Here is a 15,562-nt window from a genome sequence, read left to right on the forward strand (position 1 = left end):
GCCCAGAACGGCACCCGCCACCCCCACGCGGCGAACTGCGCCTCGGTCAGCGACGCCGACAGGACCAGCATCACGCCGTTGGCGAGCAGAAATCCCACCGCGGGCCCGATCTGGGGGAAGCTCGACCACAGGGCCCGCCGCTCGGGCGGCGCGTGCTCGGCCGTCAGCAGCACCGCCCCGCCCCACTCCCCGCCGAGCCCCAAGCCCTGCAGGAACCGCAGCACGAGCAGCAGCAGGGGGGCGGTCACCCCGATCGAGTCGTACGTCGGTACACAGCCGACCGCGACCGTGGCGCCGCCGGTCAGCAGCAGCGAGGCGACGAGGACCGGCCGCCGCCCGCGCCGGTCCCCGATGTGCCCGAACAGCACCGAACCCAGCGGCCGCGCCACGAACCCCACGCCGAACGTGGCGAAGGCGGCCAGTGTCCCCGCCAGCGGCGAGAACGTCGGGAAGAACAGCGGCCCCAGGACCAGCGCCGCCGCGGTCCCGTAGACGAAGAAGTCGTAGAACTCGATGGCCGTCCCGGCGAGCGAGGCGGCCGCGAGCCGCGGCATGGAAGGCGCCCTTACGGTGCGTACGTCGTGCATGCCGCGTCAACTACCCACGGTGACGACGGGTTACGGGGGCGTGCGGGCGCGTCAGTAGGTGACCGTGATGCGCCGGGCGGGTCCGTCGACGCGGACGAGACCGCCGTAGGGGATGACGAGTTGGGGATCGGTGTGCCCGAAGTCGACGTCGAAGACGATCGTGGTGTCCGGGGCATAGTCCCGCATGGCGCGCAGTACGGCCTCGCGCTGTTCGGACCCGTAACGAGCGGCGTCCTCCGGGCTGTTGGGACGCTCGAAGGACCAGGTCTTCGCGCGCCCCATCAGCAGCGCCGAGAAGCGGTGCAGCAGCCCGCGCTCGCCCATGTTCCGGAGCGTCCAGAACACCTCTGTGGCGCTGGGCATGTCCTCTGATGTCTCCAGGAGCAGTACTGCGCCGTCGTACTCGCTCAGGTCGTGCGAGACCTCGCGGTCGGCCATCAGCAGCCATCCCACGATCTCCAGACAGCCGCCCCACGTCCTGCCCTCGACCACGCGGTCGGCGTTCACCCAGGTCCAGCCGCTGCCAGGCCTGGCGTCCGGCTCCGCTTCGAAGGTCGCAGGGTCCGCCCAGTCACGGTTGACGTCGTTCCAGCGGTCGGCGGGCCTCAGCTCGTACTCGCCCGAGGTGAACAGTGCGGCCCGCAGGGAGTCGGCGGTCTGCGGGTTCATGGCGCCGGGACGGCCCAGCTCGCACATCACGGTCGCGCCGTGGTAGCCGACGATCCCCGTGTTCCGCAGATACATCAGCAGGTTCGTGTTGTCGCTCGTCCCGAAGAACGGCTTCGGGTTCGCCCGGATCAACTCCCGGTCCAGGTACGGCAGCACGGTGATCTGGTCGTCGCCGCCGATGGACGCGATGACCGCCTTGATCTCCGGGTCGGCGAAGGCGGCGTGGATGTCGTCGGCACGCTCTCGCGGCGTCGTGCCCATCTTGCGGGTCGTCGGGTACTCGACCGGGATGAGGCCGTAGTCCTCGCGCAGTCGCTCCAGGCCCAGTTCGAAGGGGCGCGGGAACAGTTCGGGCAGGCCGGCGCCGGCCGAGATGACGGCTATGCGGTCGCCGGGGGAGGGCTTGGGCGGGTACGAGATCGTCGTCATCCGTGGAGGGTACGGCTGTCCGCTCCCCGGGTGCACCGTGATAAACCGGGGTCTGAGCAGCGGTCTTCAACGGATCGCGCACCCGCCACCGGACCGGAGGAACCGTGCCCCGCACCCTGGCCAACGCCCCGATCATGATCCTCAACGGCCCCAACCTGAACCTGCTCGGCCAGCGTCAGCCGGAGATCTACGGTTCCGACACCCTCGCCGACGTCGAGGCCCTGTGTGCCAAGGCCGCGGCCGCGCACGGCGGCACCGTGGACTTCCGGCAGTCCAACCACGAGGGTGAGCTGGTCGACTGGATCCACGAGGCGCGGCTGAACCACTGCGGGATTGTCATCAACCCCGGCGCCTACTCGCACACGTCGGTCGCGATTCTGGACGCACTCAACACCTGCGACGGACTGCCGGTCCTCGAGGTCCACATCTCCAACATCCACAAGCGCGAGTCCTTCCGCCACCACTCCTACGTCTCCCTGCGCGCCGACGGCGTCATCGCCGGCTGTGGCGTGCAGGGATACGCGTTCGGCGTGGAGCGGGTCGCGGCGCTGGCGGGGGCGGGACAGGCCGAGGCGTAAGCCCCGTCCTCCTGGCGAGCGCCTGTTACAGGCGCCCGGCCTCCACGATCCGCCGCAGGAAGCGCTGTGTGCGCTCCTGCTGCGGGTCACCGAAGATCTGCTCGGCCGTCCCGCTCTCCAGGACCACGCCCCCGTCCAGAAAACAAACCTGGTCGGCGACATCGCGGGCGAAGCCCATCTCGTGCGTGGCCAGCACCATGGTCATGCCCTCGTCCTTCAGATCACGGACGACGGTGAGAACCTCGCCCACGAGCTCCGGGTCGAGGGCCGCGGTGATCTCGTCGAGGAGCAACAGCCGAGGACGTACGGCCAGAGCGCGCACGATCGCGACCCGCTGCTGCTGACCGCCGCTCAGCCGGTCCGGGTACTCGCCCGCCTTGCCACCGAGCCCGAGCCGCTCCAGCAGCTCCTTGCCGCGCTCCTCGGCCTCCGCGCGGGACACCCCGTGCACACGGCGCGGGGCGAGCGTGATGTTCTCCAGGACGGTCATGTGCGGGAAGAGGTTGTACGCCTGGAAGACCACGCCGATACGGCGGCGTACCGCGTCCTGGTCAACCCGCGGGTCGGTGATCTCCTCGCCTTCCAGCCAGATCGCGCCGTCGTCGATCTCCTCCAGGAGGTTCGCGCAGCGCAGCAGCGTGGACTTGCCGGAACCGGAGGCGCCGATCAACGCGGTCACCGTGTGCGAGGCGACCTCCAGGCCCACGTCCCGCAGCACGACCGAGCCGCCGAACGTCTTGCGGACGGACTCCATCCGCAGCACCGGTGCGTCGCTCATGTGGTCCCTCCCTGGGCCCGCTGACGGTCCATGCGAGCCGTCACCCAGTCCGTGAACCGGGTCATCGGAATGGTCAGCGCGACGAAGACCAGGCCCGCGACGATGTACGGCGTGTAGTTGAGACTGCGGCCCACGATGATGTCGGCGGCCCGTACGGCGTCCACCGCACCGCCGATCGACACGAGCCCGGTGTCCTTCTGCAGCGACACCAGGTCGTTGAGCAGCGGCGGCACCTGGCGTCGTACGGCCTGCGGCAGCACCACGTGCCGCAGCGCCTGCCGGTTGGAGAGCCCGAGCGAGCGGGCCGCGGCGCGCTGCGAGGGGTGGATGGACTCGATGCCGGCGCGGAACACCTCGGCCACGTACGCGGAGTACGTCAGCGTCAGCGCCGTGCCGCCCAGCAGCACCGGGTCGACGGTCACGCCCTGGAGCCGCAGCGCCGGGACGCCCAGGACCACGATCATCAGGTTGATGATGAGCGGGAGGCCCCGGAAGAAGTCCGTATAGGCGGCGGCCAGTACCCGCAGCGGGAAGAACACCGGGCCGCGCAGGGTGCGGGCGATGGCGATGAGCATGCCGAGGACGAGCACGGCCACGCCGCAGATCAGCAGCAGCCGGAGGTTGAGCCACAGCCCTTCGAGGACCTTGGGGAACGCCTCGCGCGCGTACTCCCCGTTGAAGAAGGTCTCCTTGGTGCGTGCCCAGCCCGGCGCGTTGACGACGACCAGGTAGAGGACGACGGCCGTGACGAGCGTCGAGAGCGCGGCGATCGCCGTGGCACGGCGGGAGCGGGCCCGCTTGTGGCGTTCCCGCTCGAGCCGCCGCTCGGAGGGCGTGTACGCGTCGCCCGAGTCCGGCGTCTCCGCGCCGGACTCTTCCTTCGTGAGCGTCACTTGAGCACCGGGGCGTCGACGGCGTCGGACAGCCACTGCTGCTCGATCTTCGCCAGCGTGCCGTTCTTCCGCAGGGTGTCGACGGCGCCGGTCACGCAGGACGTGAGCGCGCTGCCCTTGTCGAGGACGAGGCCGAACTGCTCCGGCGTGCCGCCCTGGTTCTCGAACTGGCCGACGATCTCGGCGTCGGTCACCTCGGCCGCGGTGATGTAGAAGGCGGTCGGCAGGTCGACGACGATGGCATCCACCTGGCCGTTCTTCAGGGCGGACTTGGCCTGGTCGTTCTTGGCGTAGGCGGCGGCCTGCCGCGTCGGCTTCACCACGTCCTCGATGTAGTTGAGGCTGGTCGTGCCGACCTGGGCGCCCAGCTTGAGGCTCTTCAGGTCCGCGATGCTCGTCGCTTTCGCCGCCTTGGTGCCCTTGAGGGCGATGACGGCCTGGCGCACGTCGTAGTAGCCGGACGAGAAGTCGACGGCCTTCTTGCGCTCGGTACTGATCGACACCTGGTTGATGTCGAAGTCGAAGGTCTTCTCGCCGGGCGCGAACGCCTTGTTGAAGGGAACGCTCTGCCAGACGACGGCACTCTTGTCGTAGCCGAGCTGCTCCGCCACGGCGTAGGCGACCGCGGACTCGAACCCCTTGCCGTTGGCGGGCTTGTCGTCCTTGAACCACGGCTCGTACGCGGGCTCGTCCGTGGCGATCGTCAGCTTGCCGGACGTCTCGGTGGCCAGCTTCCCCTTGGCGCACGTGGTGCCGGTCGACGACCCCGAAGGCTTGGCGGCCGAGTCCTCCTCCGGCTGCGGTGCGCAGCCGACGGCGGTGGCGAGCAGGGCTATGGTCGCGGCGGCGACAGCGCGGCGCAGGGTGCGGGGGGCGAGGTGCATGGCGGGAGATTGACAGCAGGTCGCCCCGTTTGTCGAGGTCACGACGGTATTTGTCCGCATACTGGGAACGGGTGTTGCGTTCTTGTGAACGCCCCCTGTGCACGTCGCCGGGGCCGCCGGTCGAGGGCGGGGATCGGAAGACCGGCGGCCCTTGCCGCGCAGGAGCCGTCATCCTGTGCGGGGCTGCTGCCAGTTGACCGCGCAACCATGTGCGCGGGGAGCGTGCGCGGGACACCGGCGTGTGTGAACGGTTCACACGGGGCGCGTGCGAAGGCATGCGCGCCGGGGGCGCGAAGGTGCGGCGCGTAAAGGTGAGTTGTGCGCGGGGCGCGCGAGGGTCGTGATGCCTCGGGCGTGTATGAACTGCTTACGCGCCGGTGCGCAGGGATTCGTCGCGCGCCCCGTTGTTCACCATCCGCGCGCGTGCCACTCCGCCAACTGCGGACGCTCGGCGCCGAGCGATGTGTCGTTGCCATGACCCGGGTAGACCCACGTCTCGTCCGGCAGGACGTCGAAGATCTTCGTCTCCACATCATGGATCAGGCTCGCGAACGCCTCAGGATCCTTGCGGGTGTTGCCCACGCCCCCGGGGAAGAGGCAGTCGCCGGTGAACACATGGGGGTGGCCGTGCGGGTCGTCGTAGACGAGGGCGATCGACCCCGGCGTGTGCCCGACCAGATGGCGCGCGGTCAGCTCCACACGCCCCACCCGGATCGTGGCGCCGTCGTCGACGAGGACGTCGGTCGGAACGGGGATGCCGGCGGCGTCCTCCCGGCCCGCGTACGTACGGGCGCCGGTGGCGTCGACGACCCGGGCGAGGGCCTGCCAGTGGTCGCCGTGCTGGTGCGTGGTGACGACGGACGCGATGCCGTCGTCACCGATCATGCCGATCAGCGTCTCCGCGTCGTTGGCCGCGTCGATCAGCAGCTGTTCGTCCGTGGCCCGGCAGCGCAGCAGATAGGCGTTGTTGTTCATGGGACCGACCGCGATCTTGGTGATCATCAGGTCCTTGAGTTCGTGCACGTCCGCCGGGCCACCGACCGTGACCTGTCCGCTGTACGTCATGGCGGTAAGTCTAGGGCGCGGAGGGTGGGTGGGAGCTGTCGAGCCGTCCCACCGGCCCCTCCCCGGACGGCGGCCATCTCTACAGCGGTGGGAGCCCGGGCAGCGCCCCGCCCTCCACGGTCAGTCCGGATCCGTCGCGGCGACCCGCCAGCCAGCCGAGGAGGTCGGCTTGGCGGCCGCTGACCGTGAGTCCGGGGAGCGGAGGCTCGTGGCCGCTCTCCAGTTGCTCCTTGGAGACGGACCCGACGGCTCCGGTGGGGATCATGCGCCCGTCGTCCTGCTTGATCAGCAGTGCGGGGACGTCCGGGTGGCCACGGAACCGGTCGGCGAGGAAGTTGATCTCGCGCTGCGTGAACTCCTCCGGTAGATCCTCCAGCTCGTACCCGATCCCCAGATCCACGTGATGCAGCTCCACCTCCACCCACCGCCGGAACGGCACCCGGGCCGCCGAGTCGGTGACGCCGTTGCGCAGCTGCACGATGCGCGACCAGTCGGCCGGGGCGGCTCCCACCTCCTGGAAGCGGGCAGCGCTGTCACGGACGTCCGTGAGGTGGATGCCGAGGGGGCGCGGAGCGTCCCGGTCGATGTCGGCGTCCCGGGCCTCCCCGGAGACGTACATGGGCCGCCCCTCCAGAACGTTCACGAGGGCGTCCGCGTTGCGGGCGAGGTGGGCGAGGACATGGCCGCGGGTCCACCCGGGGAGCCGTGACGGCTCGGTCACAGACGCGTTGTCCAGTTTGGCGGCTGCGGTGAGCAGCCGCTCCGTCGCGTCACGTACAGACGCCAGGTCATGCGCGTGATCAATCATGCTGCTGACACTAGCCGCGCCACTCCTTTGGGTGAAGGTGGTGGAGCAGTGCCGTAAATCGAATGCGCGTGCTATATGGTCGACAGCGGCGTCGGGCATGCTGGAAGGCCGGGGATTGTTATGCATCCGGGAATCCGACCGGCGTTGTCAGTGGCTCCCCCTAGTCTGAAAAAGCACGGGGGCCTCGCCCCTGTCACTTCTTCTCAAGAAAGGTGCGGACCGGCGTGGCCGACCGTCTCATCGTCCGTGGCGCGCGCGAGCACAACCTCAAGAACGTCTCGCTCGACCTGCCGCGTGACTCGCTCATCGTCTTCACGGGCCTGTCCGGGTCGGGCAAGTCCTCCCTGGCCTTCGACACGATCTTCGCCGAAGGTCAGCGTCGGTACGTGGAGTCGCTCTCCTCGTACGCCCGCCAGTTCCTCGGCCAGATGGACAAGCCGGACGTCGACTTCATCGAGGGCCTCTCGCCCGCGGTCTCCATCGACCAGAAGTCGACCTCTCGCAACCCGCGCTCGACGGTCGGCACCATCACCGAGGTCTACGACTACCTCCGGCTGCTCTTCGCGCGGATCGGCAAGCCGCACTGCCCCGAGTGCGGCCGCCCGATCGCGCGCCAGTCGCCGCAGGCCATCGTCGACAAGGTCCTGGAGCTGCCGGAGGGGAGCCGCTTCCAGGTGCTGTCGCCGCTGGTGCGCGAGCGCAAGGGCGAGTTCGTCGACCTCTTCGCCGACCTCCAGACCAAGGGCTACAGCCGCGCGCGCGTGGACGGCGAGACCATCCAGCTCTCCGAGCCGCCCACACTGAAGAAGCAGGAGAAGCACACCATCGAGGTGGTCATCGACCGCCTCACGGTGAAGGAGTCCGCCAAGCGCCGGCTCACCGACTCCGTGGAGACCGCCCTCGGCCTCGCCGGCGGCATGGTCGTCCTCGACTTCGTCGACCTTGCCGCGGACGACCCCGAGCGCGAGCGCATGTACTCGGAGCACCTGTACTGCGCGTACGACGACCTGTCCTTCGAGGAGCTGGAGCCCCGCTCCTTCTCCTTCAACTCCCCCTTCGGCGCCTGCCCCGAGTGCAGCGGCATCGGCACCCGCATGGAGGTCGACGCCGAGCTGATCGTCCCCGACCAGGACAAGTCCCTCGACGAGGGCGCCATCCACCCCTGGTCGCACGGGCACACCAAGGACTACTTCGGCCGGCTGATCGGCGCGCTCGCGGACGCGCTGGGCTTCCGGACCGACATCCCCTTCGCGGGCCTGCCCCAGCGCGCCAAGAAGGCCCTGCTGTACGGCCACAAGACGCAGATCGAGGTCCGCTACCGCAACCGGTACGGACGCGAGCGGGTCTACACGACACCCTTCGAAGGAGCCGTCCCCTTCGTCAAGCGCCGGCACAGCGAGTCCGAGAGCGACGCCAGCCGTGAGCGCTTCGAGGGCTACATGCGCGAGGTGCCCTGCCCGACCTGCGAGGGCACCCGCCTCAAGCCGATCGTCCTCGCGGTCACGGTGATGGGGAAGTCGATCGCCGAGGTCTCCGCGATGTCCATCAGCGACTGCGCGGACTTCCTGGGCGAGCTGAAGCTCAACACCCGCGACAAGAAGATCGCCGAGCGGGTGCTCAAGGAGGTCAACGAGCGGCTCAAGTTCCTCGTCGACGTCGGCCTCGACTACCTCTCGCTCAACCGCGCGGCCGGCACCCTGTCCGGCGGTGAGGCTCAGCGCATCCGCCTGGCCACCCAGATCGGCTCCGGCCTCGTCGGTGTGCTGTACGTCCTGGACGAGCCGTCCATCGGTCTGCACCAGCGCGACAACCACCGGCTGATCGAGACCCTGGTCCGGCTGCGGGACATGGGCAACACGCTCATCGTCGTCGAGCACGACGAGGACACCATCAAGGTCGCCGACTGGATCGTCGACATCGGCCCCGGCGCCGGCGAGCACGGCGGCAAGGTCGTGCACAGCGGCTCCCTGAAGGAACTGCTCACCAACGCCGAGTCCATGACCGGCCAGTACCTGTCCGGCAAGAAGGCGATCCCGCTCCCCGACATCCGGCGCCCGCAGGACCCGTCCCGCCGGCTCACCGTGCACGGCGCCCGGGAGAACAACCTCCAGGACATCGACGTCTCGTTCCCGCTCGGTGTGTTCACCGCGGTCACCGGCGTCTCCGGCTCCGGCAAGTCCACGCTGGTCAACGACATCCTGTACACCCACCTGGCCCGTGAGCTGAACGGCGCCCGGAGCGTTCCGGGACGCCACACGCGCGTGGACGGCGACGACCTCGTCGACAAGGTCGTGCACGTCGACCAGTCGCCCATCGGCCGTACCCCGCGGTCCAACCCGGCGACGTACACCGGCGTCTTCGACCACGTCCGCAAGCTGTTCGCCGAGACCACCGAGGCGAAGGTCCGCGGCTACCTGCCCGGCCGCTTCTCCTTCAACGTCAAGGGCGGCCGCTGCGAGAACTGCTCGGGCGACGGCACGATCAAGATCGAGATGAACTTCCTCCCGGACGTCTATGTCCCGTGCGAGGTCTGCCACGGCGCCCGGTACAACCGGGAGACCCTGGAGGTCCACTACAAGGGCCGGTCCATCGCCGAGGTCCTGAACATGCCCATCGAGGAAGCCATGCACTTCTTCGAGGCCGTCCCGGCGATCAACCGCCACCTCAAGACGCTCAACGACGTCGGTCTCGGCTATGTCCGCCTCGGCCAGTCCGCGACCACCCTGTCCGGCGGCGAGGCACAGCGCGTGAAGCTCGCCAGCGAGCTTCAGAAGCGCTCCACCGGACGCACGGTCTACGTCCTGGACGAGCCGACCACCGGTCTGCACTTCGAGGACATCAGCAAGCTGCTGAAGGTCCTCGCCGGCCTGGTCGACAAGGGCAACACGGTCATTGTCATCGAGCACAACCTCGACGTGATCAAGACCGCCGACTGGGTCGTCGACATGGGCCCCGAGGGCGGCGCGGGCGGCGGCCTCGTCGTCGCCGAGGGCACCCCCGAGGAGGTCGCCGGAGTCCCCGCCAGCCACACCGGCAAGTTCCTGCGGGAGGTTCTCGGCGCCGACCGGATCAGCGACGCGTCCTCGGTGAGAGCCCCGCGCAAGACGGTGGCCAGAAAGACCGTCGCCGCCAAGACGGCGGCGAAGAAGACGGCCACGGCGAGGACGACCGCGACCAAGGCCGCCGACACCACGGCGACCAAGAAGACGGCCGGCGCCACCAAGAAGGCGGCACCCGCGAAGAAGGCGACGCGGGCTCGCAAGGCCTGAGCCCCATGGACGACAGGTCCTGAGAAATACGGAAAAGTTCGGCGCCCCGCGGGAACCCCCCGCGGGGCGCCGATCGTTGCAGGATCAGCCGCCCGATCCCTGCGGCTGCGACGCACCTTGACTTCTGAACAGTGGAATCGGCGGAAGGCCGAACGCCCCCTACAGGTCCCCGAGTTCGGAGGCGTACGGCGGTTCCGCCCCCGCCCGGGAGCAGGTGATCGCGGCTGCCCGCGCCGCGAATCGCAGCAGTCTTGTCCAGCCGTCGGCGCCCAGTCCCAGGAGCGCCTCGGCGGACAGGGCGTCCCGGACGGACAGACCGTGCAGGAGCGCCGCGTTCACCGTGTCACCGGCTCCGATCGTGTCGACGACGTCGACCTTCTCGCCCGGCACGGAGTGCACCGAGCCGTCCCGGGTGAAGGCGGTCAGACCCTCACCGCCCTGAGTGATCACGACGGCCGAAGGTCCCGCGGCCAGCCACTCGCGCGGAGTGCCGCCCAGCCACAGCGCGTCCTCCTCGGAGAGCTTGAGCAGTGACACCGACGGCAGCCAGCTCCTGAACCGGGCCCGATAGGCGTCCGGATCGGGGATCAGCCCGGCCCGGATGTTCGGGTCGAGCGCGGTGAACACGCCCTGCGCGGCCGCGGTCCGCATCAGCTCCGCATAGGCGCTCGCCCCCGGCTCCAGGACGAGCGAACAGGTGCCGAAGGACACTGCGCGCGTACCGGCGGGGAGCTCGGCGGGGGCCGCGAACAGACGGTCGGCGGTGCCCTCGACATAGAAGGAGTAGGCGGCCGAGCCACTCGCGTCGATCGTGGCGACCGCCAGGGTGGTCGGCTCCGGCCCACGCTGTACCGCCGACACGTCCACCGACGCCTGCCGCAGCCCGTCGAGCAGGGCCTCGCCGAACGCGTCGGACGACGTACGGGAACAGAAGGCGGCGGGGGAGCCGAGGCGGCCGAGGGCGACGGCCGTGTTGTACGGGCCGCCGCCGAGCGCGGGCGTCAGTCCCGCCAGGGCTCCCGTGCCCTGCGGTACCAGGTCGATGAGGGCCTCACCGGCGACGACGATCACGAACGTGTTCCTTTCTCGGGCTTGCGGGGCTGTCCTGCGGTACGGGGCCGGGCGGAGGCGACGGCAACTTCCCCTCGGGCGGCTGTCGTTGGGGCACCCGGCCTCCTCGGGCAGTCGCTGTCGCGACACCCCGGCGACTTCGCCAGCCGCTGCCGGAACACCTCGGACCCCCTCGGGCGGCCGTCATTCGGACACCACCGCCTCCTCGGGGCACCCGCACGACGTGCGATGCACGAGGTCACAGGGCAGGCGGACCGTCCGGGCCGGCCGGTCCGGATCGGCCAGGCGGTCCAGAAGCACTCGCACCGCCCGGGCGCCGATCTCCTTGCTGGGCTGGGCGATCGCGGTGAGCCGGGGCGAGAAGAGGTCGGCCCAGGCGAAGTCGTCGAAGCAGCACAGGGCGATGTCGCCGGGCACGGCAAGACCATGGTCGCGCAGGGTGCGCAGCGCGCCGATGGTCATCGCGTTGTTGGCGGTGACGAGCGCCGTCGGCGGTTCGGCGAGGGCCAGCAGGGCCGCGGTGGCCCGCTCGGCACCGGTTGACGCGGAGTCGCCGTGGACCACGAGCCGTTCGTCGTACGGCAGCCCGGCGGCCGCGAGCCCGCCACGGTACCCGGCGATCCGCTCGCTGCTGGTGCTGAGCCCGGGCAGGCCCGCCACCAGCCCGATCCGCCGATGGCCGAGCACGGCGAGATGAGCGACCAGCTCGCTCATCGGCGCGGTGTTCTCGGCGCAGACCTGGTCGAAGGGCGGCGCCGCGTCGACGACACGGTCGAGGAGCACCGTGGGTACGGCATGGCGGCCGAGGTAGGCCAGCAGCTCCCCGGGGTCCGCGGAGGGCGCGACGATCATGCCGTCCACCCGCCGCTCGTGCAGCAGCTGGACGACCTTGCGTTCATGGGCGGGGTCGTCGTGCGGATCGGCGATCAGCAGGCTGTAGCCGCGTTCCAGGACCTCGGCCTCGACGCCCTGGAGGATCTCCGTGAAGTACGGATTGCTGATCGCCGACACCGCGAGCCCGATGGACCGGGTGCGGGAGGTCACCAGGGAGCGGGCCAGGGTGTTGGGTGTGTAGCCGAGCTCGTCGATGGCGTCCAGGACGGCCTGACGGGTGTGCGGGAGCACCGGCCGGGTGTCGTTGAGCACATGCGAGACGGTCGCCACGGACACGCCCGCACAGCGCGCGACATCGGCCATGGTCGGCATGACGTTCCCTCCTGGGCAGCCCTTGGGCGACACCCCTGGGCGGGCACCCCTCAGGCCGGGAACGTATCCCATCCGACGGCAGACGTAAACGTTTGCGCAAGCGTTTACGTCAGACACGCCTCAGGCAGCTCACTCCCAGTCCCAGCCGATTCCCACGATCCCCGTCCGCACCCGCGGCTCGACGATGTGCACCGACCGGTGCGTCCCGGTGAGCGCCAGCTCCTGGCGCCCACTGCGCGGGGCCGCCGCCGAGTGCTGGGTGAACCGGTGGCAGCGGGCCGGCAGCGCGTTCTCGTCGAAGCGCACCTGGAGTGCGTACTGCCCGCCGGACGGGCCGAATCCGCGGATGTACTCGCGGGAGACACCCGCCGTGCCGTCCTCGACGCCGTAGCGGAACAGGAAGGTGTCGCCGGCCCGCAACCGTGTGTCGAAGAGCAGCTCGGCCACGAGCACGCCGGTCTCGTGGTGGGAGCGGACGCGTCCCGCGCGGCAGTTCTCCAAGGCGTGCACCTGCATGCGTTCCGGCGCGCACCCCGGGTCGCCGTGGTGCACGGCCACGAACCGGTCGACGCCGTCCTGGTGGGCGCGCACGATGTGGTGCGACTCACGCCCGAGAAGCTCCCGACGTCCCCCTATCCGTACCCGCTCGTGGTGCCCGAGGGTGTGCAGCCCGCCGTCCGGCGGTGAGTCCAGCTCGGCCAGCAGCCGCTCCAGTACGCCGGAGGCCTCGACCAGGGAACGGTAGGAGCGGACGGCGGGGCGCTGGCAGGCCGCGTGTGCGTCGGCCTCGGCGAGCAGCCGGATCAGTGACTCCTCCGGCAGCTGGAGGATCTCCTCCAGAGCCCGCACCGCGCGCAGCGACTCGGGGCGCTGGGGGCGGCGCGCACCCTGTTGCCAGTAACTCAGGCTGGTGACGCCGACCTTGACCCCGTAGCGCGACAGATGGTGCTGCACGCGTTGGAGCGGCAGTCCGCGGGCGGCGATCGCTGCCCGCAGGGCGACATGGAAGGGGCCGCCTCGCAGGGCCGTGTCCAGTTCCGCGTCGGCGACGGCGGAGACGTCCCCGTGCTGTGTGGCGTGCGGCATGCAGGGGCCTTTCTGTGTGGTCACGACGGCTGGTCAGACCGTTCGTGCGGATTCGCACCGGGGCCGGGGCGTCTTCACATCCGTACGCCGTCCTTCACGGTCCCGAGTTCCCCCGCATTGAAGCGTGTTGACCAAGTCCCGACAACACCTCGTGCCCAACAGTCACGCACTCCTGGCCGGGAGACGGCCTGGGGAAGTCAAGTCGGCGCGCCCGGGCTGTCGTTGCCCAGTACGTCTCTGATCGCCCGCGCGCAGAGCGCGGACTTGTGAAGGAAGCCACGCGCCGGGCTGGCCGCGACGAGTTCCTCGAAGTCGTCCAGGGAGTGTGTGGAGATCAGGATGATCACGGAGGTGACATTGCCGGCGAGCTCCACCGCGAGGTCGAAGCCGTTCTCCCCGTTGAGGTCGAGATCCACCAGGACGATGTCCGGGGCCAGCTCGGTGGCCCGTGCCAGAGCTTCCGAACCTGACATGGCGACGCCGACGACGGGTATCCCGTCGCGCTCCAGCAGAGTGCGCGCGGCTTCCAGGAACCGGATGCTGTCATCGACGAGAAGACAGCGCATGGACATGGCCCACAGGGTCCCAACAGGCAGGTGATTGCGCTTTCCGGCTACCCGGAAAGAGTCGACGCGCGTTGCTTCCGGGCAGCTGGAATGTGCTGAAGTCCCTTGCCGAACCCACCGGTTCCCGCTCACGCAGCGCAGCGGCATGTCACCAGGGGTAGCATGTGGGCTGCCCTGGGGAGGCCGCTGAAGGCCGGTCGAGTGGGGGTGCGCGATGCGGGCGTGGGCCAGGAACGTCGGAGCGGGTCGGCATCATCGCGCCCTGGCCACAGGGTTGTTGGGGGTCTTCCTGCTGCTGGCCGCGTGCGGTGGGGGAGGCGCTGACGACGACGGCACGGGTGGCAAGGCACGCAGTGACACGACCTGCGACGGCAGGATCGAGGGCACCGAGCATCTGACGATGTGGTTCCACGCCGGGCCGAGCGGGGAGCTCAGCACCCTGCGGAAGCAGGTCGCGGAGTTCAACAAGGCACAGAAGCAGGTGCGGGTGGAGCTCGTCACCCTGCCCGAACACCGCCCGTACACCGACCTGGTGAACTCCGCCGCGGCCAGCGGCGACCTTCCGGACCTGCTCGACTTCGACGGCCCCCATCTCTACAGCTACGCCTGGTCCGGCAAGCTCAAGCCGATCGACTCCTGTGTCCCCGGGAGCGCGCGGAGCGATCTGCTGGCCTCGATCCGCCGACAGGGCACATACGCGGGGAAGCTGTACGGCATCGGCACCTTCGACTCCGGGCTGGGACTGTATGTGCGCCCTTCGATGCTGGAGAAGGCCGGCATCCGTATGCCCCAGGGCGTAGACGACGCCTGGACCTCCGACGAATTCACGGACGTTCTGCGCACCCTGCGCAAGGCGGGTCACAAGACCCCCCTCGACATCGGGCTCGTCTATGCCAAGCCCGGCGAGGAGTGGAACACGTACGGCTTCGCACCCGCGGTGTGGTCGGCGGGCGGTGATCTCATCGAACCCAGGACGTTCCGCACGGCCGACGGCTTCCTCAACAGCCCTGAGGCGGTCCAGGCGCTCACCACCATGCAGACCTGGGCCAAGGAGGGGCTCGTCGAGCCCGGCAGGACCGACGACCAGGCGTTCACCGAGGGCCGTAGCGTCATCTCCTGGACCGGCCACTGGTGGTATCCGGCCTACAGCAAGGCGCACCCCGGCGACGTGGCGATCGTGCCGCTGCCCGACTTCGGCCGGGGCACGGTGACCGGGATGGGCTCCTGGCAGTGGGGCGTCACCTCCGGCGCGGCCGACGGAGACGCCGTCTGGCGCTTCCTCGCCTATCTGCTGAAGCCGGACCAGGTCCACCGGATGAGCGAGGCCAACGGCGGTATCCCGGCCACACACAGCGCGGTGAAGCTCTCGTCCGCCTACGGCACCGACGGTGCCGAGCACCTGTTCATCGAGCAACTGACGGGCGGCGTCGCCCGGCCCCGGCCGCAGACGCCCGCCTACCCGGCGATCACCGACGCCTTCTCCCGGGCCTTCGCCAAAATCATGTTCGACAAGGCGCCGGTGAAGGCCACGCTCGACGGGGCGGTGGAGGCCATCGACAAGGACTTGGCGGATCACCAGTACTACCCGCCCACCGGGCCCTGAGGAACGAACGTGCGCGGCGTGAGACCGACACGGACGGAGCGTCCAGCGCTCCTGGCCCGCCTGCGTGTCG

Annotated in this window: 14 protein-coding genes; 3 read left to right on the forward strand and 11 right to left on the reverse strand. The window is 69.8% G+C overall.

Going from position 1 to position 15,562, the window contains the following annotated elements; genetic code table 11:
* Both TN53_RS29495 and TN53_RS29500 read right to left on the reverse strand, forming a co-directional pair.
* Positions 1 to 587: MFS transporter (locus TN53_RS29495; protein ID WP_199924669.1), on the reverse strand; the 587-nt coding region annotated here is incomplete at its 3' end.
* Between the two features lie 51 nt (positions 588 to 638).
* Positions 639 to 1,685, reverse strand: coding sequence for a S66 family peptidase (locus tag TN53_RS29500; RefSeq protein WP_046261759.1), 1,047 nt, complete (start codon positions 1,683 to 1,685; stop codon positions 639 to 641).
* 104 nt (positions 1,686 to 1,789) lie between these two features.
* Here TN53_RS29500 and aroQ point away from each other — a divergent pair, with 104 nt between their 5' ends.
* The gene (aroQ, locus tag TN53_RS29505; RefSeq protein WP_046261760.1) at positions 1,790 to 2,263 is read left to right on the forward strand and encodes a type II 3-dehydroquinate dehydratase; all 474 of its coding nucleotides are present in this window, start codon (positions 1,790 to 1,792) and stop codon (positions 2,261 to 2,263) included.
* Between the two features lie 25 nt (positions 2,264 to 2,288).
* Here the strand turns inward: aroQ and TN53_RS29510 are convergent, their stop codons facing one another.
* The 5 genes from TN53_RS29510 to TN53_RS29530 all read right to left on the reverse strand — a co-directional run bounded on the left by TN53_RS29510 (position 2,289) and on the right by TN53_RS29530 (position 6,691).
* Complete coding sequence (locus TN53_RS29510) at positions 2,289 to 3,041, reverse strand: amino acid ABC transporter ATP-binding protein (protein WP_046261761.1); 753 nt, start codon at positions 3,039 to 3,041, stop codon at positions 2,289 to 2,291.
* Positions 3,038 to 3,934: an amino acid ABC transporter permease gene (locus TN53_RS29515; RefSeq protein ID WP_046261762.1), complete on the reverse strand. Its 897-nt coding sequence runs from the start codon at positions 3,932 to 3,934 to the stop codon at positions 3,038 to 3,040. Before TN53_RS29515 ends, TN53_RS29510 begins: the two co-directional genes overlap by 4 nt.
* Positions 3,931 to 4,818 carry an ABC transporter substrate-binding protein gene (locus TN53_RS29520; RefSeq protein WP_046261763.1) on the reverse strand — a complete coding sequence of 296 codons (888 nt, stop codon included), beginning with the start codon at positions 4,816 to 4,818 and terminating at the stop codon, positions 3,931 to 3,933. Before TN53_RS29520 ends, TN53_RS29515 begins: the two co-directional genes overlap by 4 nt.
* A gap of 408 nt (positions 4,819 to 5,226) precedes the next feature.
* Positions 5,227 to 5,883 (reverse strand): MBL fold metallo-hydrolase, encoded by a 657-nt coding sequence (locus TN53_RS29525; protein WP_046261764.1) that lies wholly within the window; start codon positions 5,881 to 5,883, stop codon positions 5,227 to 5,229.
* 79 nt (positions 5,884 to 5,962) lie between these two features.
* A complete protein-coding gene (locus TN53_RS29530) occupies positions 5,963 to 6,691 on the reverse strand; it encodes a maleylpyruvate isomerase family mycothiol-dependent enzyme (RefSeq protein WP_046261765.1) in 729 nt (242 codons plus the stop codon).
* 224 nt (positions 6,692 to 6,915) lie between these two features.
* Here TN53_RS29530 and uvrA point away from each other — a divergent pair, with 224 nt between their 5' ends.
* Positions 6,916 to 9,960 carry an excinuclease ABC subunit UvrA gene (gene uvrA / locus TN53_RS29535; protein WP_046261766.1) on the forward strand — a complete coding sequence of 1,015 codons (3,045 nt, stop codon included), beginning with the start codon at positions 6,916 to 6,918 and terminating at the stop codon, positions 9,958 to 9,960.
* Positions 9,961 to 10,119: 159 nt separating this feature from the next.
* Here the strand turns inward: uvrA and TN53_RS29540 are convergent, their stop codons facing one another.
* The 4 genes from TN53_RS29540 to TN53_RS29555 form a co-directional block, all read right to left on the reverse strand.
* Complete coding sequence (locus tag TN53_RS29540; protein WP_046261767.1) at positions 10,120 to 11,031, reverse strand: carbohydrate kinase family protein; 912 nt, start codon at positions 11,029 to 11,031, stop codon at positions 10,120 to 10,122.
* 183 nt (positions 11,032 to 11,214) lie between these two features.
* Positions 11,215 to 12,237, reverse strand: coding sequence for a LacI family DNA-binding transcriptional regulator (locus TN53_RS29545; protein ID WP_046261768.1), 1,023 nt, complete (start codon positions 12,235 to 12,237; stop codon positions 11,215 to 11,217).
* A gap of 129 nt (positions 12,238 to 12,366) precedes the next feature.
* Positions 12,367 to 13,323: a hypothetical protein gene (locus tag TN53_RS29550; RefSeq protein WP_046261769.1), complete on the reverse strand. Its 957-nt coding sequence runs from the start codon at positions 13,321 to 13,323 to the stop codon at positions 12,367 to 12,369.
* 197 nt (positions 13,324 to 13,520) lie between these two features.
* Positions 13,521 to 13,895, reverse strand: a complete 375-nt coding sequence (locus tag TN53_RS29555) for a response regulator (protein ID WP_046261770.1) — start codon at positions 13,893 to 13,895, stop codon at positions 13,521 to 13,523.
* Between the two features lie 208 nt (positions 13,896 to 14,103).
* On the opposite strand from TN53_RS29555, the gene TN53_RS29560 reads away from it, so the two are divergent.
* A complete protein-coding gene (locus TN53_RS29560) occupies positions 14,104 to 15,492 on the forward strand; it encodes an ABC transporter substrate-binding protein (RefSeq protein WP_046261771.1) in 1,389 nt (462 codons plus the stop codon).
* The last annotated feature ends 70 nt before the right edge of the window (positions 15,493 to 15,562 follow it).

The sequence above is a fragment of the Streptomyces sp. WM6386 genome (assembly GCF_000972385.1).
Classification (GTDB): Bacteria; Actinomycetota; Actinomycetes; order Streptomycetales; family Streptomycetaceae; genus Streptomyces.